Here is a 20737-nt window from a genome sequence, read left to right as displayed (position 1 = left end):
TGCGAAGGCGTGCCGTCGCGCACCGCGCGGGCGTACAGCACATGCCCGCCGACGCCGAGCCGGCCGAGCTCCGCCCGCCAGCTGCCCGTGGCCTGGTCCAGCTCCGCGGAGACCGGCGAGGCGAAGGTCTCGTCGTCGACCGAGAGCTGGACGCGCCGGGTCGCCGGCCTGTCGCCGACGCCCTCCGGGTCGGAGCCGAGGTCCGGGAACGCGTACCGGCCGCCTGCGACGATGGTCGTCCCCTCCGCCGCCTCGGCGCCGTCCGCCGGGGACACGATCGTGGCGCCGAAGTCGAGCCCCGAAGGCGGCAGCGGGGCGGGGTCGAGCGTCACCTTCGAGGCATGGCCGTCCTCGTACCCCACCTCGGCGAGCGCGGTCGTGTCGGACAGCAGCTGCACGGACAACTGCTCGCCCGTGCGGGCGTGCCGCGCCGTCTCCCACTCGATCGTGAACCGCGCCCAGCCGCCGGTGACCGGTCGGCTCGCCGCCCTGCCGCGGCCTGTCTCCCGATCGGTCGCGAGGAGCACGACCGTCGGCGCCACCAGGGCGGCAGGGGCACGGGTGCGCACATACAGCTCCGCCCTCACCCGCGATCCGGCGGCGAGCGGTTCGCAGCTCCCAGCTGTGCTGGCTCGTGTAGCCGTTCTGGGCGGCCATCCGGTCGCCGAGCTCCATGAGCGCGGGGTCGTCGGGCGGATTCCCGACCGGCTGTCCGTCCGGGCTGACGGTGTCGGGCGCCAGCCCGCCGGGGCTCGGTACCAGGTTGGAGAACGTGTGGTTGGTGATCAGCCCGGTCACCTGCCGCGTGCTGAACAGCTCCCGGACGTTCTGCGTCTCGGGCTCCGAGAACGGGGCCGCGCCCCGGTAGGTGGCCTGGACGGGCTCGTCCGCCGCGCCGGGACCGCCCCAGAACCCGCCGTAGTTGCGGTTGAGGTCGACGCCCGCGCCGAAGCCGCCGGGGCTGCTCGCGAGGCCGCACTCGCCGGCGAGCGGGGCGAGGCCGTCGACGATCCGGCCTTGCGCTTGTACGCGTTCCCCGGTGTGGCGAGGATCGATCCGGTACCGCCCTCGTCGACTGAGCGGAGGTTCCTGCTCCGGGCGGCCGGGAGGCGGCTCTCCCGTACCCTCCGCGCGGCCGACCCGCCACGCCCCGGCCGACCGGGGGAGTGTGACGGAAGTCTGACGTACCGCATGATCCCCTGGCCCCTGGGCGCGCGACGTGCTCGAATCGAAAGGTGACCACACACGAGGGGGACACCGATCGCGCCCGGGCCGGCGAGGACGCCGACGGCACGACGGGCACGCCTGTCGGGCGCCGCCTGGTGCTCGGCATGCTCGGCCTCGGCGCCGCGTCGGTCGCCGTCGCGCCCCAACTCCAGCGCGGCCTCGAATCGTTCCTCGGCTCCGCGGCCGACAGGGACCCCACCGGTCTCACCCAGCTGCTGCCCAACGGCGGCGGCTTCCGCTACTACTCGGTCGCTTCCTCCGTCCCCCACAGGGACGGCACCGACTACCGCCTCACCGTCGACGGCCTCGTCGAACGCCCGACCACTTACACCCTCGCCGGCCTGCGGGCCCTGCCGCAGACCCGGATCGTGCGCGATGTGCAGTGCGTGACCGGCTGGCGTGTGCCCGACACACCGTTCGAAGGCGTGCGGCTGTCGCTGCTGCTGGAGGCGGCCGGGGTCCGCCCGGAGGGCAGGGCCGTCCGGTTCACCTGCTTCGACGGCACGTACAGCGAGAGCCTCACCCTCCCGCAGGCCCGCCGCGACGACGTGCTGGTCGCCCTGCGCATGCAGGACAAGCCGCTCAGTCATGCACACGGCGGCCCCGCCCGCCTCTATGTCGCGCCGATGTACTTCTACAAGTCGGCGAAATGGCTCTCCGGGATCACCGTCACCTCGCGTGTACGGCCCGGCTACTGGGAGGAGCGCGGCTATGACGTCGACGCCTGGGTCGGCCGGTCCAACGGCCGCAGCGACACCCCCACCGGCTGAACCACCCGTCCGTGTACGCCGGTTCACCCGCGCCGAGCGCTGGGTGCACCGCACCACCGCCGCGCTGATGCTCACCTGTGTCATGACCGCCGCCGCCCTGTACGTGCCGCAGATCGCCGAACTCGTCGGCCGCCGCCACCTCGTGGTCACCGTCCACGAGTGGGCGGGGGTCCTGCTGCCCGTGCCGTTCCTGCTCGGCCTCGCCTCGGCCGCGTTCCGCGCGGACCTGCGCCGGCTGAACCGCTTCGGCCCGCACGACCGCACCTGGCTGCGCGCCGTACGCCGCCGGGACCGCAGGTCCGCGTCCCGCCCGGCGGGGAAGTTCAACGCCGGACAGAAGATCTACGCGGCCTGGATCGCGGGCGCGATCCTGGTCATGCTCGGCACCGGACTTCTGATGTGGTTCACCGACCTCACCCCGCTGGTGTGGCGCACCGGCGCGACGTTCGTGCACGACTGGCTGTCGCTGGCGGTCGGTATCGCACTTGCCGGACACATCGCGATGGCGCTCGCCGACCCGGAGGCACGCCGAGGCATGCGCACCGGGTCGGTCGAGCGCCGGTGGGCCCGCGACCACCACTCCAGGTGGCTAAAGGACGAGTGACAGCAGCGGGACGAAGACGATGCCGACGACCGAGACGATGGTCTCCATCACCGACCAGGGCTTGATCGTCTGGGCGACGGTCAGCCGAAGTACTCCTTCACCAGCCAGAAACCGGCGTCGTTGACGTGGGGCAACCTCTCGGCCGCAGGCGGCCTGGGGTATGGCTCAGCCGTCTACACCTCGTCGCGCTCCCGACTACCCCCTACGGCAGGGGGTCACGGGTCGCATCTACCGGGCGTGGCTACGCCGGGGCCGGTACGGGCGCGTTGACGAGCACCCGCGCCGAGCGTGCACGGTCGCGCACGTTGACCCCGGCGGCGACATCGGCAGGGCCGGCGAGCCCGCACCGACGACAGCGGAGTGTTCACGGCGTCCGGAGTGGTTGTCCCCGTCCGAGGTGGTGGCCAGATTCACGATCCCGCGGTCCGCTCCAATCCCGGTCAACACATCACCCGCAGGAGTGACTCTGACCGAGTCGGCGCAGCGCGGCGAGAGCCCGCTCAGTGACTTCCTCGGGGGTTCCGCCGGCATCGACGGCGATGCCCGCCTCGTCCCGCTCGAGCGGCTGCAAGGTGGCGAACTGTGACTCGAGCAGCTCGGCCGGCATGAAGTGGCCCTTGCGCTGACGCATCCGCAGCTCGATCAGCTCACGGTCGCCGGTGAGGTGGAGGAAGACGGCATCCGGGGCGGCGGACCTCAGCCGGTCCCGGTGGGCCCGCTTGAGCGCGGAGCTGGAGACCACTCCGCCCAGGCCCGCCCTGCCGTGCGCCCACTGCCCGATCGCGTCGAGCCAGGGCTCCCGGTCCGAGTCGTCCAACGGAACACCGGCCGACATCTTGGCGATATTGGGCTCGGGGTGGAAGTCGTCGCCCTCGGCGTAAGGAACGTCGAGCCGTTCGGCGAGCAGACGCCCGATTGTGGTCTTGCCGGTCCCTGCCGTGCCCATCACCACAACCACATGGGAAGTGCTCATGGGTGCCTCGCTGTCTTCATCGGCATTGCGTCAGTGAAACCCTTGAAACACGACATATTCAAGATCCTGAGACTTGGGCATCACCCTTCTTGTCCCGGGCGTCCGTACCCGCTCCCCGTGATCGCAGAAGGCCCAGGGCTTCACACGCAGGTGCTCGACGCCCTCGGTCTGGCGATCACCGCGGGCGAATGCCCCGGGGGCGTCCTGTGCACGGACGAGGTCGTCCAGCGCTTCGACGTCTCGCGCACCGTCGTCCGGGAAGTGGTCCCGGGTCCTCGAAACCATGCGCCTCGTCGAGTCACGGCGCCGTGTCGGCGTGACCGTACGGCCCACCGAGGAGTGGAACGTCTGTGACCCGCGGGTCATCCACTGGCGCCTCGCGGGTGCCGACCGCCCGCGCCAGCTGCGCTCCCTCACCGTGCTGCGCTCGGCGATCGAACCGGTGGCCGCCTCCCTCGCCGCAGTCAACGCCACCCCCGAGCAGTGCGCCGCCCTCACCGAGGAGGCCATCGGCATGGTCGCCACCTCACGCGGCCCCCAACGGGAGGGCCACCTCGAGCACGACATCTCCTTCCACCGGATCGTGCTCAATGCCTCGGGCAACGAGACGTTCGCCCGGCTCGGTGACCTCGTCGCCGAGGTCCTGGCCGGCCGGACCCACCACCACGTGATGTCCGACGGCCCCGATCCGAGGGCCGTGACGCTCCATGTGCGGCTCGCCGAAGCCGTTCGCGAAGGCGATGCCGCCCGGGGCGGAGAGCCTGACGAGAGAGATCGCGCGTCGGCAGCATTGCCGCCGAGCGCTAGTTCGTGCCGCAAATGAAGGCCGGGCCCCTCTGGACATCCCGCGGGGCCCGGCCTTCGCCGTACCTCAGCCGTGGTGGCCGCCGTGGCCCGCGCCGTGGTCGAACCTCAGTGCCTCCTTGGGCATGACCACGAACGGGCGCATCATCCCCATGTCCTCGTGCTCCAGCAGATGGCAGTGGTACATGAACCGCCCGTGTGCCCCGTCGAACCGGCCCATCACCTTCACCAGCTCCGCCTCCGCGACCCGGAAGACGTCCTTCCAACCCTGCTCGTTCGCGGGTACCGCGAGCGTGCGGTCCGGGTCGGGCGCGACCGGCGTCCGCGTACCGCCGATCTCCGGGTCGAAGCCGTCCACCCGGTACGCCTCCCGGCTCATGACCTGGAAGTCGGCGAGGTGGATGTGCATCGGGTGCACGGGCGCGCCCAGGTTGAGGAACGACCACTGCTCGTACGAGCCCTCGCCGATCGTGAAGCCGAGCGCGTCGTTGAACGTCCGCGAGGTGCGCCGGTAGGTCCGCACCGTGCCGTCCGGGCCCCGGAGCTGGATCACCCCCTCCGCCGGCACCCGGACGCCGGCGCCCTTCACCTCCGTCATCTCCCAGATCTCCGGATGACCGCCGCCGCCCGCGGTCTGCGGCGGCGTCAGCACGATCAGCCGGTGCCCGTGGTCGACCAGATCGTGGTCGAACCGGCGGAACGACCCGGACAGCACCGGCGGCAGCACGAACGGATCCGGCTCGCACGTCTCACGCACCCGGAACTCCATCACCTGCGGATACGGCACGCTGTCGGCCAGATCCGGCACGCCCGCGGGCGCGTTGCGCCCCTTGTTCACCAGCCGCACCCGGCGTCCGGCCAGCGCCCGGAAGTCGATCAGCAGGTCGAACCGCTCCGCGGGGGCGATGGTCAGCGGCTGCCCGCCCGGGAAGTCCACCGGCACCGGTCGCGGCAGCAGTCCCCCGTCGCTGCCGATCTGCCGCACCACGCCGGGCACCGGACGGTCGTGCTCGTCCACCAGCACCAGGTTGTAGATCCGGGCGTTGGAGGCGTTCACCAGCCGGAAGCGGTACCAGGCGTCGTCCACGTCGAGGTGCGGCCAGATCGTCCCGTTGACCGTGGAGTACGGCCCGAAGAACGGCAGCGACACCGGCTTGCCCGTCTCCGGATGGCTCGCGATCAGCACCGAGGTCTTGTGCAGCAGGCGGCCGTTCAGCCGCCCGTCCTCGTCCGTGTCGAGGTTGCGGTCGGCGAGGATCAGCGGCACCTCACGCGCGCCGGACGGCAGCCCCAGCGCGTCCTCCTCGTCGTCGCGGACGAGGTACGTGCCCACCAGACCGGCGTAGACGTTCCACCGGGTGATGTTCATGGCGTGGTCGTGGTACCACCACTGCGCCGCGTGATGGTCGTTCGGGTACTCCGACAACTGCGCGTCCCCGTAGGTGACGGCGTTGTCCGCCCAGCCGTCGTTGCCGCCGCCGGTCTGCGCGCCGTGCAGATGCGTCACCGACCACGCGGGCAGGGCCGCCACGTTCTCGTCCGGCTTCACGCCCTCGCGCCCCGGCCGGTTGTGCGGCAGCGGCTGTCCCGCGGGCGTCGGGCCGACCTCCACCGCGGTGACCGGGTACTCACTGCCTGGCGGAATGCGGTTGGTCCAGGCGATCCTGATCCGCTGCCCGCGCCGCACCTCGATGGTGGGCCCCGGGACGCTGCCCTCGTATCCCCACATCAGCGTCGGCGGCAGCTGGGAGTGCATCCGCACCCAGGTGGGACGCAGCGCGATCTCGATCTCCTGACGGACATCTGCCACGTCGGGCCGCAGCACCGGCGGAATCGTCAGCGGATCGGCGTAGGGCGTCAGCGCGCCGGGCCGGCCGGGACGGCGCCCGGCCTCCTCGATCGCTTCGGCCGCGGCGGCGCGCTCAATGATCTCGGTCAAGGTTCTCTCCCCCGTACAGCTCTTCCGTGCGGAACCCCTCCTGCACCCGGTAGGACTCTGCCCCTTCCTCCGTAGTTGCCGTATCCGTGTCCTCTGGCCGAAATCGCCCTCTTGGGCGGCGTCTTCGGCATACCGTTCGAGCCATCGCGGCGCGCCGCCGTGACAGGCCGCGGCGGTAAGGACGCCACGTCGAGGAAGGGCAGGTCCAGCGATGCCCCAGCAGGTGCAAGGCGTGATCGCACCCGGGAAGAACGAGCCGGTGCGGGTCGAGACGATCACCGTCCCCGACCCGGGGCCGGGCGAGGCGGTCGTGAAGGTGCAGGCATGCGGCGTCTGCCACACCGATCTGCACTACAAGCAGGGCGGGATCAACGACGAGTTCCCCTTCCTGCTCGGCCACGAGGCGGCCGGAGTCATCGAGTCGGTCGGCGACGGTGTCACCGATGTCGCGCCGGGCGACTTCGTGATCCTCAACTGGCGGGCCGTGTGCGGCCGGTGCCGTGCATGCCTGCGCGGCAGGCCCTGGTACTGCTTCGACACGCACAACGCCGGGCAGCGGATGACGCTCACCGCCTCCGGCACCGAACTGTCCCCCGCCCTGGGCATCGGCGCCTTCGCCGAGAAGACCCTCGTCGCCGCCGGCCAGTGCACCAAGGTCGACGCCGCCGTGTCCCCGGCCGTGGCCGGACTGCTCGGCTGCGGCGTCATGGCGGGCATCGGCGCGGCCGTCAACACCGGCGCGGTCGGCCGCGGCGACACGGTCGCCGTCATCGGCTGCGGCGGCGTCGGTGACGCGGCAGTCGTGGGCGCACGGCTCGCGGGCGCGGCGAAGATCATCGCGGTCGACATCGACGACCGCAAGCTGGAGACCGCGCGGACGATGGGCGCCACCCACACCGTCAACTCCCGCTCCACGGACCCGGTCGAGGCGATCCGCGAACTCACCGGCGGTTTTGGCGCGGATGTCGTGATCGAGGCCGTCGGCCGCCCGGAGACGTACCGGCAGGCCTTCTACGCCCGTGACCTGGCCGGCACGGTCGTCCTCGTCGGCGTGCCCACCCCCGACATGATGCTGGAACTGCCCCTGCTGGACGTCTTCGGCCGCGGCGGCGCCCTCAAGTCGTCCTGGTACGGCGACTGCCTGCCCTCCCGGGACTTTCCCATGCTCATCGACCTGCACCAGCAGGGCCGCATCGACCTCGGGGCGTTCGTCACCGAGACCATCGGCATCGGCGACGTCGAGGCGGCCTTCGCCCGGATGCATGAGGGCGATGTCCTGCGTTCGGTCGTCCTGCTGTGATCACCAGGCTGACAGCCGCAGCCCGCTCTCGAAACGGCACGGCTCACCCGTCACCGGATCGGTGAACTCCAGGCTGCGGGCGAGGAGCTGAAGCGGCCGGGAGTAGTCCTCGGGCCCCGGGCGCAGCACCTGTGGATAGACCGGGTCGTACAGGAGGGGCAGGCCCAGGGCATTCATGTGGACCCGCAGTTGATGCGTGCGGCCGGTGGCCGGCAGCAGCCGGTACCGGCCGAGCGTGCCGCGCACCTCCATCAGCTCGATCCGGCTCTCGCTGTTCGGCTCGCCCGGCACCTCCCGGGCGGCGATCACCCCGCGTTCCTTCTCGATCCGGCTGCGTACGGTGCGGGGCAGGGCGACCCCCGGGTCGTACGGCGCGATCGCCTCGTACTCCTTGCGCACCCGCCGGTCCCGGAACAGCGCCTGGTAGGCGCCGCGGTCCCCGGGCCGCACGACGAACAGCACCAGCCCCGCGGTCAGCCGGTCGAGCCGGTGCGCGGGCTGGAGCTCGGGCAGCCCCAGCTCCCTGCGCAGCCGGGCCAGCGCGGTCTCGGTGATGTGGCTGCCGCGCGGGACCGTGGCGAGGAAGTGCGGCTTGTCGGCGATCACGATGCGTTCGTCGCGGTGCACGATGCCGACCTCGAAGGGGACCCGTTCCTCGGCGGCGAAATCCCGGTGGAAGAACAGATACCGCCCGGCCTCGTAGGGCTCGTCGGCCGTGACGGGGCCGTCCGCCGAGACGATACGGCCCTGGTCGAGCATGGCGTCGACCTGCTCGGCGCCGATGGCGTTCGCGTACCGCTCCACGAGATGGTCCCGCACGGTGGCCCACAGCCCGTCCGGATCGGCGGGCAGCCGCAGCCGCACCGGGTCGATGCCGTCGCGCTGCGGCAGCGGCGACGGCGGGGCCTTGTGTCTGCGTCTCACCGAGAGACTGTATGCCCACGCACCGCCTGCGGTGCCGCCCCGCCGACCTGGCACCACGGCACCCGTGAGATCCCGCGGCACTCGGGAGATCCCGCGGCACTCGGGAGATCCCGCGGCACTCGGGAGATCCCGCGGCGGAGCGGGAAACAAAGATCCCCACGGCGGACCGTGGGGATCTTGCTGGTGTCCGAGGGGGGACTTGAACCCCCACGCCCGATAAAGGGCACTAGCACCTCAAGCTAGCGCGTCTGCCATTCCGCCACCCGGACAAGGTGTCTGTCTCTCGGCCCTGGGCCGTTCCGACGTGGAAAACCATAGCAAACATTCGGCCCCCCTCGATCACACCCCTGGCCCTGTGAACGCCCCATGACGTCCGTAGCCGCCCTTGGGCAATGAGCAACGGGGCGGGAGGATGAGGACGGACCAGCAGCAGCGACAGTGGGAGGAATCAGCGTGAGCGAGTCCAACACGGGCCGGGCCGTCTCTGGTGAGGACGAGGTCGTCGACCTCTGTCGTGAGCTGATCCGGATCGACACCAGCAACTACGGCGACCACTCGGGACCCGGTGAGCGCGCCGCGGCGGAGTACGTCGCCGAGAAGCTCGCCGAGGTCGGCCTGGAGCCGCAGATCTTCGAGTCGCACAAGGGCAGGGCCTCCACCGTGGCCCGCATCGAGGGGGAGGACCCGTCCCGGCCTGCGCTGCTCATCCACGGACACACCGACGTCGTCCCCGCCAACGCCACCGACTGGACGCACCATCCGTTCTCGGGCGAGATCGCCGACGGCTGCGTCTGGGGCCGGGGCGCGGTGGACATGAAGGACATGGACGCCATGACGCTGGCGGTCGTCCGCGACAGGCTGCGCAGCGGTCGCAAGCCGCCGCGCGACATCGTGCTGGCGTTCCTCGCCGACGAGGAGGCCGGCGGCACGTACGGCGCCCGCCACCTGGTCGACAAGCATCCCGGCCTGTTCGAGGGCGTCACCGAGGCCATCGGCGAGGTCGGCGGCTTCTCCTTCACCGTCAACGAGAATCTGCGCCTCTACCTGGTCGAGACGGCGCAGAAGGGCATGCACTGGATGCGCCTGACCGTCGAGGGCACGGCGGGACACGGCTCGATGACCAACAACGACAACGCCATCACCGAACTCTGCGAGGCCGTCGGCCGGCTCGGCCGCCACCAGTGGCCGGTCAGGATGACCAAGACCGTCCGCAGCTTCCTCGACGAGTTGTCCGACGCGCTCGGCACCCCGCTCGACCCGGAGGACATGGACGCCACGCTCGCGAAGCTCGGCGGCATCGCCAAGATGGTCGGCGCCACCCTGCGCAACTCGGCCGCCCCCACCATGCTCGGCGCCGGCTACAAGGTGAACGTCATCCCCGGCCAGGCGACCGCTCACGTCGACGGGCGCTTCCTGCCCGGCTACGAGGAGGAGTTCCTCGCCGACCTGGACCGGCTGCTCGGCCCCCGGGTCCGGCGCGAGGACGTCCACGGCGACAAGGCGCTGGAGACCAGCTTCGACGGCGCCCTCGTGGACGCCATGCAGGTGGCACTCAAGGCCGAGGACCCGATCGCCCGTGCCGTGCCGTACATGCTCTCCGGCGGCACCGACGCCAAGTCCTTCGACGACCTCGGCATCCGCTGCTTCGGCTTCGCGCCGCTGAAGCTGCCGCCGGAGCTGGACTTCGCGGGCATGTTCCACGGGGTCGACGAACGGGTTCCCGTCGACGGCCTGAAGTTCGGCGTCCGTGTGCTCGACCGATTCCTCGACCACTGCTGAATGCGCGGGAACCGGGTCGATCGAGGGACGGTGCCATTAATCGTCAGCATGTGCACTCCTGACCGGAAAGAGTGAATGGGGGTTTCGGCTCGTAGCCCCCCTGCTCCCTCCTCGTTACAGGTGATGCGGTCCGCGGCTGGGATCGTATTTGCCAACAAGGAGGAATGATGATCAAGAAGGTCGTCGCTGCTGCGGCTGCCACCGGTGGTCTGGTGCTGGCGGGTGCGGGGGTGGCCATGGCCGACGCCGGCACCCTGGGCACTGCCACCGACTCCCCGGGCGTGCTCTCGGGCAACGTCGTCCAGGCGCCCGTCCACGTGCCGTTGAACCTGTGCGGCAACACGGTCGACGTCATCGGGCTGCTGAACCCCGCCTTCGGCAACACCTGCGCCAACGCGTGACGTTCTGACCCGACCTGCGAGGTCCGGGTTTGATCCGGGCGGCTCCCGAGTGCGCACGCACTCCGGAGCCGCCCGATGCTTCCACCCCGGGGAAACACGCCGGGGCATTCCTGAAAGCTGGAAGGCAGGGCATCAAGACATGCGACAGGTCACGCGTAAAGGCCTGATCACCGTGGCGGCGGCGGGCGGCGTGCTCGCGCTCGGCGGGGGCTACGCACAAGCGGAATCAGGCGCCACCGGTGCGGCTTCGAATTCGCCCGGCATTCTGTCCGGGAATTCGGTGCAGGCACCCGTGCACGCCCCGGTGAACCTCTGCGGGAACACCGTGGACGTCATCGGACTCCTCAATCCCTCCATGGGCAACAAGTGCACCAACGTGTCCGGGTCGGGCTCCGGGTCGGCCGGCCAAGCGGGCGGCTCGCAAGCCGAAGGCGGCGCGAGCAACTCTCCCGGTGTGGCCTCGGGCAACCAGGTCCAGGCGCCGGTCGACCTTCCCGTCAACGCCTGCGGGAACAGCGTCACCATCGGTGGGCTGCTCAACCCGTCGTTGGGCAATGGCTGCGGGAACGGGACGGGCGGATCGACGACGCCCGATACTCCGGACAACCCTGATACTCCGGACAACCCGGGGACCCCCGACAACCCGGGGACCCCCGACAACCCGGGAACCCCGGACAACCCGGGGACTCCGGACACCCCCGGCACTCCGACCAACCCGGGGACCCCGGAGACCCCCACGGTGCCCGGCACCCCCAGCACGCCCGAGACGCCGGATAGCCGGAACACTCCGCAGACCCCGGACTCGAACACCCCCGGTGCGCAGACCGTCACACCGTCCACGGGCGGCGAGCTGGCGGAGACCGGAGTCGACGCGCTCGGCCTGCTCGCGCCGACCGGGGCCGGCCTGCTGCTCGGCGGTGCCCTGCTCTACCGCCGCGCGCGAGCGGCGGCATAAGCCGGCACAGCTCCGGTGCATGGAAGGAGCGGGCCCTCGCGATCGGGGGCCCGCTTCTTTCCCGGTGAGCTCGGCGTGCGAGCTCACCAGGTGGCGCGTACCTGGCGGATGATGCGCCGACGCAACCGCACGCGGCGGCTTCCGTCCCGGTGCAGCGTCAGTCGGTCCAACTCCCAGTGTCCGTACTCGGCATGGTCGGTCAGCAGACGGGTCGCGTCCTTGCGGGAGACCCCGCGCGGGACGTACACGTCGACAAATTCGTATTCCGGCATCGCATCTATTGTGCGTGCAGCGGCCCGGTACGGATAGCGTCTGCACTATGTCTGATGCTGCGCAGCCCACCGCTGCCGAGGTACGTGCCGCCGCAGAGGCGGTCAAAGCCGCGCTGGACCGCCACCTCGAGGCGGTCGAGAACCGCACGGGAGAGGACGACCCGGCCGTCTACGACGCCTTCAACGCGCTCGCTGCGGCGGCGGAGGCGTATGACGAGCGGCTCTACGACCGCTACGACGAGGTGACACCGTTCGAGATCCCGGGGGCGGACGACTCACTGCCGCCGTACGCGGGCCCTGAGCAGCCGAACGCCGTCAGCGTGCTGATCCGGCGCGACTACGCCGTGGTCGAGTCGCAGCGGCTGCTCGCCCAGGCACAGCGCATCGCCGATCTCGACCCCGACGCGGCGGACCGGCCCGAGAACGCGCCGAACGTCGGCGCGAGCGTGCATGCGGCGCTCGGCGTGCTCTTCGGGGAGTTCGAACCGGACGAGATCGCCTCTCGGCACAAGGAGTTCGGCCTTGCGGAGGGGGACTCCACACTTTGGGTGTCCGCCGCGGACGAACTGCCCGAACCGGGGGAGTGGCTCAGCGCCCCCTTCGACCAGGCCGACCCCGAGCGGGTCGTCTGCCGCTTCGATGTCAGCTCGGTCTTCGACGAGGAGGATCTCGCGGAGGAGCTGGAGGACCTCGACGAGGAGTCGTGACGGCGGCGGTCCGGGCGCCGGTCGCCCGAAGCTGCGCGGCTTCGCGCCGCCGCCCGGCCGACGCCCCTGCGCCCGCACTGACGCTGCTGGGCCGAGCGATGAGGCTCTGGCAGGCCGATACGGCCCTGGACGATGCCATCGCGTCGTCCAGGGCCGTAGCCGTTCCTACGGCGCGGGCGCCAGCAGCCCCTCCAGCAGCGAGCGCAGCCGGGTGGTGCGCTCCGTACCCGGCGCCTCTCCCACGGCACGGGCGAGCGCCTGGTCGACGCCGTGCACCACGGACAGATGGCGCTCGGCGCGCCCGAACGCGGTGTACACCCACGGCCGGCTCAGCACCTGCGCCGCGTCCCCCGGCAGCACCACGACCACGGCCGGCCAGCGCATGCCGGCGGCCTGGTGCGCCGTGAGGGCCCAGCCGTGGCGGACCGCCGACTCGACCCGCTCCCTGGGCACGACCGTGCTGGTGCCCTCGCAGTCCAGCTGCAGACCCTCCGTGTCCGCCGAGACCACGGTGCCGGTCAGCGTCCGGCCGAGTGCCGGGGCATAGGCGACACGGTCGCCCGGGTCGAAGCCGCCGAACCGGCCGGGGCCAGGGTTCAGCCGCTGCTTGAGCGCCGCGTTGAGCGCGCGGGTGCCCGCCGAGCCGCCGTGCCCGACGGTGATCACCTGGGTCTGTTCGGCCGGTACGCCGATCGCCCGCGGCACCGAGTCGGCGACGAGCTGCACGGTGCGGTGGACGGCCTCGCCCGCGTCCCGCACCGGGACGATGACGATCTCCCTGTCCGGCGCCGGCACCTGGGCCAGCTCGCCTGCGCCGATACCGGACACCAGCTCGCCGAGCGGACCCGGGTCGGGCCTCCGCGAGGCGATCTGCGGACACACCCGGGCGGCCATGACGTCCCCGAACACCCGACCCGCACCTGCCGACCCCAGCACCGCGGGGTCACCGCTGAGCACGAGGCGGCTGCCGTCGGGCATCGACTCGACCAGCATCGCGGCAGTCTCCACATCGAGCTGCGGCGCGTCGAGGACGACCAGGACATCGAGCGCCAGAGCGCCGCCATCGTCCCGGCCGGGCCCGGCCACGCCCGAGAGCAGCGCCGCAACCGTGACGGCACCCGCTTCGGCCCCGAGTCTGCGGCTGCCGTTCTCGGAGTGCGTGGCCACGACCGCGCGCAGACCCATCTCGCGAGCCCGTGCCGCAAGAGCGACCGGCTCGGCGCGGGCCGCCTCGCCGCCGGTGTGCACGACGAGCCCGTGCGCACCCGCCGCCCGGACCAGCTCGGGGCCCTCCCAGTCGTCGGCGGGGCCGGTCCTGACGAGCCGGGCCAGCCCGTCGGCCAGGCTCTCCTCGGCCATGGCGTACCGGTCGAGCCCGAGAAGCACGGTCACCGGCTCCGTGGCCTCCTCCTCGGCCACGCCCTCCTGGAAGACCAGTACGGCTCCGTCGGCGACGGCCTGCTGGACGGCCTCGTCGGGATCCGGGACCTTCCACTCGGCCAGCGCGGCGCGCACAGCGGATGCGTCCTGGGCGGTGTGTCCCTGGAGCGCTGCCCGCTCCAGCAGCCAGCTCACGAGCGCCGACGTACGCCGCTCGTCCGCGGGTCCGCACTCGTCGCCGAACAGGGCCCGCGCGAAGCCGTCCGCCTGCTCGGGCCGGACGCCCGGCACGGACAGCAGCTGCCAGGGGTCGTCCGCGAGCAGATCCGCGGCGGACTCGCCGAGAACCTCGGCGACCTGACCGGCGCGGGCCTCGGGCGCACCGCCCCTGGCGAGCACCGCCCGCACCGCGGCCACGGTCTCGGGCGAGACCTCCGGCGCGCGCGCCGGGGCCCGTACGGGGGCGGGGGGCGCGGCCGCCGGTGCGGGCCGCCGGGGCTCGGGCGGCGCCGCGTCGAAGAACGCCGACCCCTGGGCGTCGCCGCTCTCCACGGCGCGCACGGCGGCGAGAAGGTCCGCCGCCTTCCCACTGAGCTTGGCCCCGCTCTCGATGGGCCCGCCCCGCTCGGACTTCCGCTGCTCGATCCGCGCCCGCAGCTCCCGCTGCGCGGCGATCTCGGCCTCGGCCTCACTGCTCTCGGGGGTGGCCCCGTCCCGCCCGTCTGCGACCGCTGCCGCGTCGCCGACGGCGCCCTCGCTCTCGTCGCCGGCTGCGGCGCCCGGCGGGCCCTGGGCGTCGCGCTCGTGCGCCGAACCCTCCGCCGGTCCGTGGTCGTCGCCGCCCGTGTCGCCTTCGGCGGTTGCGTCGTCCACTTCGTGGCCGCCGTCCGCCGGGTCAGGGCCTTGTGCCCGTTCGGTGTCGTCGCCCGTCCCGCCTGCGGCGCTGTGGCCGCCGTCCGCCGGAGGGCCCTCCGGCTCCTGCGGCTCGCCGGCCGGGCCCTGAGAGTCATCCGCTTGCGCCGAACCCTCCGCCGAGCCGTGGTCGTAGCCGGTTGCCGCGCCCGTCGCGTCGGCGGCCGCGCCGTCCACCCCGCGGCTGGCATCCGCCGTGACGGGGTCTGCGATCTCCGGTCCCCCGGCGCCGTCAGTGGCGGCTGCCGAGCCACGTGTCGGCGCGCCCGCGCCACCCGCACCACCGACGCCACCCGCGGCGGTCGCCGGGTCGGCGGCCGCGCCGTCCGCCCCGCGTCCGCCGTCCGCCGGAGGACCCTCGCCCGCCGGGCCTTGCACGTCGCGCTCGTGCGCCGAACCCTCCACCGGGCCGTGGTCGTCGTAGTCCACCTCGTGGTCGCCATCCGCCGAGTCAGGGGCCTGTGCCCCTTCGGCGGCCGCGCCGTCCACCCCGCGGCTGGCATCCGCCGTGACGGGGGCTGCGATCTCCATCCCCCCGGCGCCGCCGGTGGCCGCCGCCGGCCCACCCGTCGCGCCAGGGGCCTGCGCCCCAGCGGCGTCGTCGCTCGCCGTGGACGTCCCGCGCGCCGGACCCTTGGCCTCACGCGCGTGCGCCGAGCCGTCCGCCGGGACCGAGGGGTGCGGGCCCGCGGCGTCGGCGGGTGGGGCGGCGGGTGGGGAGCCGGGGGGCGTCCCCGGTGTGGGCGCGGTCACAGCGTGCTCCAGTCCTGGTCGGGATAGCGGTGCACGGGCGCCGACACGTCGTCCAGCGCCTGGCAGATCTCGTCAGGAAGACTAAGCGCCTCCACCGACAACGCCGCCGTGAGCTGCTGCGCGGTGCGCGCGCCCACGATGGGGGCCACCACGCCCGGCCTGTCCCGCACCCACGCCAGCGCCACCTCCAGCGGCGTCGCCGCCAGACCGTCGGCCGCCGTCGCCACCGCGTCCACGATGCGGCTCGCCGCCTCGTCGAGGTACGGCTCCACGAACGGTGCCATGTGCTGCGACGCGCCACGGGAGTCGGCGGGCGTGGCCGTGCGGTACTTGCCGGTGAGCACACCCCGCCCCAGCGGGGAGGACGGCAGCAGCCCCACGCCGAGGTCCAGCGCCGCCGGCAGCACTTCCCGCTCCACTCCGCGCTGCAGCAGCGAGTACTCCATCTGTGTGCTCGCCAGCCGCGTCCGCACGCCGGGCACCGACATCTGCCAGGTCGCCGCCTTGGCCAGCTGCCAGCCGCAGAAGTTCGACACGCCCGCATACCGCGCCCGACCGCTCGCGACCGCGATGTCGAGCGCCTGGAGTGTCTCGTCCAGCGGTGTTCCCGGGTCGAAGGCGTGGACCTGCCAGAGGTCCACGTATTCCGTCCCGAGCCGCTCCAGCGACGCGTCGAGCGCGGCCATGAGATGCCCGCGCGATCCGTCGAAGCGCCGGTCCGGGTCGGGCACGCTGCCCGCTTTCGTGGCTATGACCAGCTCCCGGCGCGGCACGAGCCGCTCCACCAGCCGGCCCAGGAGATACTCCGCGTCCCCGCCGCCGTACACATCGGCCGTGTCGACGAGTGTCCCGCCCGCTTCCCAGAAGACCTTCAACAGGTCGGCGGCGTCGTGCTCGTCGGTGTCCCTGCCCCACGTCAGGGTGCCGAGTCCGATGCGGGACACGCGCAGGCCGGTGCGGCCGAGATGCCTCTGCTCCATGGGCGCTGAGATTAGTGGCCACGGGCCCACGCCGAGAGAGCCTGTGGACAACGTCCTCTGCCGGATCCCAAGTACCCGCGTTAGAGTCCCGGGAACAGGCATTACTGATCAGTAAGAGGGAGCGGTTATGCGGCTCGGCATCAACCTCGGCTACTGGGGTGCGGGGATGGACAGTGACAACCTCGCCGTCGCGCAGGAGGCCGACAGGCTCGGCTACGACGTCTGCTGGGCGGCGGAGGCGTACGGCTCCGACGCCCCCACCGTGCTCAGCTGGGTCGCCGCCCAGACCGAGCGCATCGACGTCGGTTCCGCGATCCTCCAGATCCCGGCCCGCCAGCCCGCCATGACCGCGATGACCGCCGCGACCCTGGACTCGCTGTCCGGCGGCCGTTTCCGCCTCGGCCTCGGCGTGTCCGGGCCGCAGGTCTCGGAGGGCTGGTACGGCGTCAAGTTCGACAAGCCCCTCGCCCGCACGCGCGAGTACGTCGAGATCGTCCGCAAGGCGATGGCCCGCGAGCGTCTGACGTACGAGGGCGAGCACTGGACGCTCCCGCTCCCCGACGGTCCGGGCAAGCCGATCAAGCTCACCGTCCACCCGCAGCGTGAGCACATCCCGGTGTACATCGCGGCGATCGGCCCCAAGAACCTTGAGCAGACGGGCGAGATCGCCGACGGCGCCCTGCTGATCTTCCCCTCCGCGGACCATCTCGAGGAGACAGCGCTCAAGCACCTCCGCGCGGGCCGGGAGAAGGCCGGCAGGACGATGGACGGCTTCGACGTCTGTCCGACACTGCCGCTCGCGATCGGCGACGACGTCACCGGACTCGCCGACATGTTCCGCCCGTACACCGCGCTGTACGTCGGCGGCATGGGCAGCCGGAAGCAGAACTTCTACAACCAGCTCGCCCAGCGCATGGGCTACGAGAAGGAAGCCGCCGAGATCCAGGACAAGTACCTGTCCGGCGACAAGGCGGGCGCGGCCGCGGCGGTGCCGCACCAGTTGATCGACCAGACGGCGCTGCTCGGGTCCGTCGAGCGGATCGCCGACCGGATGGCCGCCTACGCCGCGGCCGGCGTCACCACCCTCACCCTGTCCCCCGCCGGCTTCACGCTCGACGAGCGGATCGCCGCGTTGCGCGCCGGCACTGAGGCCCTGGAGCTGTCCGGCGCCGCCTGACGAGGAGGTCTGCGGCCGTGGTGGGGGCTCGGGGGTCTTCCCCGCCACGGCCGTCACGCGGTACAACGCGCGACCCGCGCGGCGGTTACTCCCTTGGGGCCTCGTGCCGTGTCGTCCGTTCGGACCAGTCGGGTGCGCCACCTGTTGCCACCTCCGGCGTCCCGTCTTTGACTCGTTCTTTGCGGATGCCTGTCACGGAGGTGGCACAGACATGCTCTCGGCCCGGAGTATTTTTCAGGAAATCATCGACAGCGATGACGCCTACCGGCTGTTCTGCTCCATCGCGGCCAGCGGCGAGACCCAGGGCGGCTGGGAGAACGCCCGCATCGCCGCCCTCGTCCCGGAGAGCATGCGCCACCTGACGCCCAAGATCACCCGGCACGGCGCGGACGAGGACAAGCACGGCCGCATCTTCCACGCGCTGCTCAAGAAGCGGCAGCTCGAGCCCGTCCCGGTCCCGCCCGAGACGGACTACACCATGCGCCTGGAGAAGCAGGGCATCGGCCTCGCCCACGACAAGCTGCGTCGCGACGAGCCGCTCACCGATGAGGACATCATCGTCTACCTCTCGCACAGCAGGGTCACCGAGCAGCGAGCCTCCGACCAGATGATCATGCTCCTCAAGCACTTCGCCGACCACCCCGAGGTCGGCAAGGCCATCAGGATGATCTCCGCCGACGAGAACAATCATCTGGCCTACTGCCACGAGGAGTTGCTCCGCCTTGCCGCGGCAGGACACGGACGCCTGATCCAGCGCGTGCTGCGGGAGAGCTCACTCCGTGAGATCAAGGTCTACCGCGACGTCAGCCTGGCGGTGATGCGCCACATGGGCCGGCTCCTGGGGTGGCCGAAGGCCAAGTCCGCGGCGCTCGCCGCAGGCATCCAGGGGATGTACGCCTACGAGCGGCTCGGCGGCTGGCGCCGCATGGTCTCGCTCACGATGCCGGAGCGGCGCGGCGTACTCGACGGTCCGCCCACCCCCGCGCCTGCGATCTGAGGCCCGCCCACCCCCGCGCCTGCCGGGTGAGGACTGAGGTGGGGCGCCCCGCCCGCACCGTCCGACAGGCCGCCGCGCCCGGTCCTACAACCAGCCCCGGTGCTTGAACAGCCGGTGCAGCCCGATGACCGCGGCCGCCATCAGCAGCACGACCGCCGGGTACCCCCACACCCAGTGGAGCTCCGGCATGTGGTCGAAGTTCATTCCGTAGATCCCCGCGACCATCGTCGGGACCGCCGCCATCGCCGCCCACGCGGAGATCTTGCGCATGTCGTCGTTCTGCCGCACTCCCATCTGCGCGAGGTGGGCGGACAGGATGTCCGACAGCAGCCGATCCAACCCCTCCACCTGCTCGTTCGCCCGGGTGAGATGGTCGCTGACGTCCCGGAAGAACGGCTGCGCCTGCTCATGGACGAAGGGCACACCGGCTCCCGCCAGCCGGGCCATCGGTGCCGCCAGCGGACCGGCCGCCCTGCGGAACTCCAGCACCTGGCGCTTGAAGGTGTAGATCCGCGCCGCCGTGTTCTTGGCGTCCTTGCCGCCGGGCGCGAAGACCTCCGCCTCCATCTCCTCCAGGTCCACCTGCAACTCGGCGGCCACGTCGATGTAGTGGTCGACGACCGCGTCGCTGATCGCGTAGAGCACCGCGGTCGGTCCGTGCCGCAGGACGGCGGGCTCCGCCTCCAGCCGTTCGCGTACGGTGCGCAGCGGGGCGCCCTCACCGTGGCGGACCGTGACCACGAACGAGTCCCCTATGAACACCATCAGTTCACCGGTGCTGACGGCATCGCTCTCCGGCTCGTAGACCACCGGCTTCAGCACCACGAACAGTGAGTCGTCGTACACCTCCAGCTTCGGCCGCTGATGTGCTTTGAGCGCGTCCTCCACGGCCAGCGGATGCAGCGAGAACTCGTCGGCGACATGGCCGAACTCGTCCGCGGTCGGCTCGTGCAGACCGATCCACAAAAAGGCGTCGCCGGTGGCCCGCGCCTCGTCCAGGGCGTCGGAGAAGTCCGCCGGACCCTCGGTGCGGCGTCCGTCACGGTAAATGGCGCAGTCCACAATCACGGCGCGCATTCTTCCCTGCCCACGCCCCGGGCACACCCCGGTACGGCGCGGGACGGCCGTAGTCTTGCCGACATGGCCACGCTCATCCTCGTACGCCACGGACGTTCCACCGCCAACACCGCCGGGGTGCTCGCCGGCCGGACGCCCGGCGTCCACCTCGACGAACGCGGCTTCGCCCAGGCCGCCCAGCTGCCGGCCCGCCTCGCCGGGGTACCGCTCGCCGCCGCCGTCTCCAGCCCGCTGGAGCGCTGCCGCGAGACGCTGCAGCCACTGCTCGCCGCGCGGCCCACGCTGACACTGGAGACCGACCCCCGGATCGGCGAGTGCGACTACGGCGACTGGTCCGGCCGCAAACTCGCCGAACTCACCGACGAGCCACTGATGGAGGTCGTGCAGCAGCACCCGTCCGCCGCGGCCTTCCCCGGCGGTGAGTCCATGCGCGCCATGCAGGCCCGCGCTGTCGACGCCGTCCGCGAGTGGAACGCACGCATCGAGCAGGAGCACGGCGAAAGCGCCGTCTACGCGATGTGCTCGCACGGGGACATCATCAAGTCCCTGGTCGCCGACGCCCTCGGCATGCATCTCGACCTCTTCCAGCGGATCCATGTGGAGCCGTGCTCGCTCACCGCGATCCGCTACACCCGAACCCGTCCTTTCCTGCTGCGCCTCGGCGACACAGGGGACTTCGGCTCCCTCGTGCCGCGGGCGAGCGGGGAGGAGGAGAGCGAGGAGAGCGGGCGCGCGGTCGTCGGGGGCGGCGCGGGCGCACCGTGATCGCGTGGAGCAGTAGGGTGGACGGGCCGAAAGACCGATCC

17 protein-coding genes, 1 tRNA gene and 3 pseudogenes are annotated in these 20737 nt (G+C 71.9%); 11 read left to right on the top strand and 10 right to left on the bottom strand.

Annotation, left to right across the window (positions count from 1 at the left end; genetic code table 11):
• Nucleotides 1-687: 687 nt before the first annotated feature.
• Nucleotides 688-1245 (bottom strand): annotated as a pseudogene (locus ACH5AF_RS30660) (M14 family zinc carboxypeptidase); the annotation flags it as partial.
• An 86-nt stretch (nt 1246-1331) separates the two neighbouring features.
• Here ACH5AF_RS30660 and ACH5AF_RS30655 point away from each other — a divergent pair.
• Nucleotides 1332-1997, top strand: a complete 666-nt coding sequence (locus tag ACH5AF_RS30655) for a molybdopterin-dependent oxidoreductase (protein ID WP_398906240.1) — start codon at nt 1332-1334, stop codon at nt 1995-1997.
• Nucleotides 1939-2601 (top strand): cytochrome b/b6 domain-containing protein, encoded by a 663-nt coding sequence (locus tag ACH5AF_RS30650; protein WP_398906152.1) that lies wholly within the window; start codon nt 1939-1941, stop codon nt 2599-2601. Before ACH5AF_RS30655 ends, ACH5AF_RS30650 begins: the two co-directional genes overlap by 59 nt.
• Here ACH5AF_RS30650 and ACH5AF_RS30645 read toward each other — a convergent pair.
• Together ACH5AF_RS30645 and ACH5AF_RS30640 are read right to left on the bottom strand one after the other, a co-directional pair.
• Nucleotides 2587-2729: pseudogene (locus ACH5AF_RS30645) on the bottom strand (gluconate transporter); the annotation flags it as partial. The gene ACH5AF_RS30650 and the pseudogene ACH5AF_RS30645 overlap by 15 nt on opposite strands.
• Nucleotides 2730-3049: 320 nt before the next feature.
• Nucleotides 3050-3574 (bottom strand): gluconokinase, encoded by a 525-nt coding sequence (locus ACH5AF_RS30640; protein ID WP_398906151.1) that lies wholly within the window; start codon nt 3572-3574, stop codon nt 3050-3052.
• A 150-nt stretch (nt 3575-3724) separates the two neighbouring features.
• Here ACH5AF_RS30640 and ACH5AF_RS30635 point away from each other — a divergent pair.
• Nucleotides 3725-4353 (top strand): annotated as a pseudogene (locus tag ACH5AF_RS30635) (FadR/GntR family transcriptional regulator); the annotation flags it as partial.
• Nucleotides 4354-4445: 92 nt separating this feature from the next.
• On the opposite strand, the gene phsA reads toward ACH5AF_RS30635, so the two are convergent.
• Complete coding sequence (gene phsA, locus ACH5AF_RS30630; protein WP_398906150.1) at nt 4446-6317, bottom strand: O-aminophenol oxidase PhsA; 1872 nt, start codon at nt 6315-6317, stop codon at nt 4446-4448.
• Nucleotides 6318-6528: 211 nt separating this feature from the next.
• Here phsA and ACH5AF_RS30625 point away from each other — a divergent pair, with 211 nt between their 5' ends.
• Nucleotides 6529-7617, top strand: a complete 1089-nt coding sequence (locus tag ACH5AF_RS30625; protein ID WP_398906148.1) for an S-(hydroxymethyl)mycothiol dehydrogenase — start codon at nt 6529-6531, stop codon at nt 7615-7617.
• On the opposite strand, the gene ACH5AF_RS30620 is transcribed toward ACH5AF_RS30625, so the two are convergent.
• Both ACH5AF_RS30620 and ACH5AF_RS30615 read right to left on the bottom strand, forming a co-directional pair.
• Complete coding sequence (locus ACH5AF_RS30620; protein WP_398906146.1) at nt 7618-8541, bottom strand: pseudouridine synthase; 924 nt, start codon at nt 8539-8541, stop codon at nt 7618-7620.
• 181 nt (nt 8542-8722) lie between these two features.
• Nucleotides 8723-8810 (bottom strand) — tRNA-Leu (locus ACH5AF_RS30615).
• A 184-nt stretch (nt 8811-8994) separates the two neighbouring features.
• On the opposite strand from ACH5AF_RS30615, the gene ACH5AF_RS30610 reads away from it, so the two are divergent.
• From ACH5AF_RS30610 to ACH5AF_RS30600, 3 genes are all read left to right on the top strand, one after another.
• Nucleotides 8995-10320: a M20/M25/M40 family metallo-hydrolase gene (locus tag ACH5AF_RS30610; protein WP_398906144.1), complete on the top strand. Its 1326-nt coding sequence runs from the start codon at nt 8995-8997 to the stop codon at nt 10318-10320.
• Between the two features lie 167 nt (nt 10321-10487).
• The gene (locus ACH5AF_RS30605; protein ID WP_398906239.1) at nt 10488-10721 is read left to right on the top strand and encodes a chaplin; all 234 of its coding nucleotides are present in this window, start codon (nt 10488-10490) and stop codon (nt 10719-10721) included.
• A 139-nt stretch (nt 10722-10860) separates the two neighbouring features.
• Nucleotides 10861-11676 (top strand): chaplin family protein, encoded by an 816-nt coding sequence (locus tag ACH5AF_RS30600; RefSeq protein ID WP_398906142.1) that lies wholly within the window; start codon nt 10861-10863, stop codon nt 11674-11676.
• Nucleotides 11677-11759: 83 nt separating this feature from the next.
• Here the strand turns inward: ACH5AF_RS30600 and ACH5AF_RS30595 are convergent, their stop codons facing one another.
• A complete protein-coding gene (locus ACH5AF_RS30595; protein WP_215186758.1) occupies nt 11760-11948 on the bottom strand; it encodes a DUF5703 family protein in 189 nt (62 codons plus the stop codon).
• A 47-nt stretch (nt 11949-11995) separates the two neighbouring features.
• Here ACH5AF_RS30595 and ACH5AF_RS30590 point away from each other — a divergent pair, with 47 nt between their 5' ends.
• Nucleotides 11996-12655: a hypothetical protein gene (locus tag ACH5AF_RS30590; protein WP_398906140.1), complete on the top strand. Its 660-nt coding sequence runs from the start codon at nt 11996-11998 to the stop codon at nt 12653-12655.
• Between the two features lie 165 nt (nt 12656-12820).
• On the opposite strand, the gene ACH5AF_RS30585 is transcribed toward ACH5AF_RS30590, so the two are convergent.
• Both ACH5AF_RS30585 and ACH5AF_RS30580 read right to left on the bottom strand, forming a co-directional pair.
• A complete protein-coding gene (locus tag ACH5AF_RS30585) occupies nt 12821-15160 on the bottom strand; it encodes a helix-hairpin-helix domain-containing protein (protein WP_398906237.1) in 2340 nt (779 codons plus the stop codon).
• A 536-nt stretch (nt 15161-15696) separates the two neighbouring features.
• A complete protein-coding gene (locus tag ACH5AF_RS30580) occupies nt 15697-16680 on the bottom strand; it encodes an aldo/keto reductase (protein WP_398906138.1) in 984 nt (327 codons plus the stop codon).
• Between the two features lie 127 nt (nt 16681-16807).
• On the opposite strand from ACH5AF_RS30580, the gene ACH5AF_RS30575 reads away from it, so the two are divergent.
• Together ACH5AF_RS30575 and ACH5AF_RS30570 are read left to right on the top strand one after the other, a co-directional pair.
• Nucleotides 16808-17857, top strand: a complete 1050-nt coding sequence (locus ACH5AF_RS30575) for an LLM class F420-dependent oxidoreductase (protein ID WP_398906137.1) — start codon at nt 16808-16810, stop codon at nt 17855-17857.
• Nucleotides 17858-18068: 211 nt separating this feature from the next.
• Nucleotides 18069-18854, top strand: a complete 786-nt coding sequence (locus ACH5AF_RS30570; RefSeq protein WP_398906135.1) for a ferritin-like domain-containing protein — start codon at nt 18069-18071, stop codon at nt 18852-18854.
• A gap of 84 nt (nt 18855-18938) precedes the next feature.
• Here the strand turns inward: ACH5AF_RS30570 and corA are convergent, their stop codons facing one another.
• Complete coding sequence (gene corA, locus ACH5AF_RS30565) at nt 18939-19931, bottom strand: magnesium/cobalt transporter CorA (RefSeq protein ID WP_398906133.1); 993 nt, start codon at nt 19929-19931, stop codon at nt 18939-18941.
• Nucleotides 19932-19994: 63 nt separating this feature from the next.
• Between corA and ACH5AF_RS30560 the strand changes: the two genes are divergently transcribed.
• On the top strand, nt 19995-20696 hold the full coding sequence (locus tag ACH5AF_RS30560) for a histidine phosphatase family protein (RefSeq protein ID WP_398906131.1): 702 nt from the start codon (nt 19995-19997) through the stop codon (nt 20694-20696).
• Nucleotides 20697-20737 lie beyond the last annotated feature (41 nt).

Origin of the sequence: Streptomyces sp. NPDC018833, from assembly GCF_044390825.1 — a bacterium.
Classification (GTDB): domain Bacteria; phylum Actinomycetota; class Actinomycetes; order Streptomycetales; family Streptomycetaceae; genus Streptomyces.
Note: the sequence above shows the minus strand (reverse complement) of the source record. Positions and strands in the feature narration are given on the sequence as shown.

What these genes read in the sequence shown, in the direction of transcription:
- ACH5AF_RS30625 (WP_398906148.1), top strand. Translation starts at nt 6,529, where the DNA reads ATGCCCCAGCAGGTGCAAGGCGTGATCGCACCCGGGAAGAACGAGCCG.
- ACH5AF_RS30580 (WP_398906138.1), bottom strand. Translation starts at nt 16,680, where the DNA reads ATGGAGCAGAGGCATCTCGGCCGCACCGGCCTGCGCGTGTCCCGCATC.
- ACH5AF_RS30590 (WP_398906140.1), top strand. Translation starts at nt 11,996, where the DNA reads ATGTCTGATGCTGCGCAGCCCACCGCTGCCGAGGTACGTGCCGCCGCA.
- ACH5AF_RS30650 (WP_398906152.1), top strand. Translation starts at nt 1,939, where the DNA reads ATGACGTCGACGCCTGGGTCGGCCGGTCCAACGGCCGCAGCGACACCC.
- ACH5AF_RS30560 (WP_398906131.1), top strand. Translation starts at nt 19,995, where the DNA reads ATGGCCACGCTCATCCTCGTACGCCACGGACGTTCCACCGCCAACACC.
- ACH5AF_RS30575 (WP_398906137.1), top strand. Translation starts at nt 16,808, where the DNA reads ATGCGGCTCGGCATCAACCTCGGCTACTGGGGTGCGGGGATGGACAGT.
- ACH5AF_RS30640 (WP_398906151.1), bottom strand. Translation starts at nt 3,574, where the DNA reads ATGAGCACTTCCCATGTGGTTGTGGTGATGGGCACGGCAGGGACCGGC.
- ACH5AF_RS30600 (WP_398906142.1), top strand. Translation starts at nt 10,861, where the DNA reads ATGCGACAGGTCACGCGTAAAGGCCTGATCACCGTGGCGGCGGCGGGC.
- corA (WP_398906133.1), bottom strand. Translation starts at nt 19,931, where the DNA reads ATGCGCGCCGTGATTGTGGACTGCGCCATTTACCGTGACGGACGCCGC.
- ACH5AF_RS30570 (WP_398906135.1), top strand. Translation starts at nt 18,069, where the DNA reads ATGCTCTCGGCCCGGAGTATTTTTCAGGAAATCATCGACAGCGATGAC.
- ACH5AF_RS30655 (WP_398906240.1), top strand. Translation starts at nt 1,332, where the DNA reads ATGCTCGGCCTCGGCGCCGCGTCGGTCGCCGTCGCGCCCCAACTCCAG.
- ACH5AF_RS30595 (WP_215186758.1), bottom strand. Translation starts at nt 11,948, where the DNA reads ATGCCGGAATACGAATTTGTCGACGTGTACGTCCCGCGCGGGGTCTCC.
- ACH5AF_RS30605 (WP_398906239.1), top strand. Translation starts at nt 10,488, where the DNA reads ATGATCAAGAAGGTCGTCGCTGCTGCGGCTGCCACCGGTGGTCTGGTG.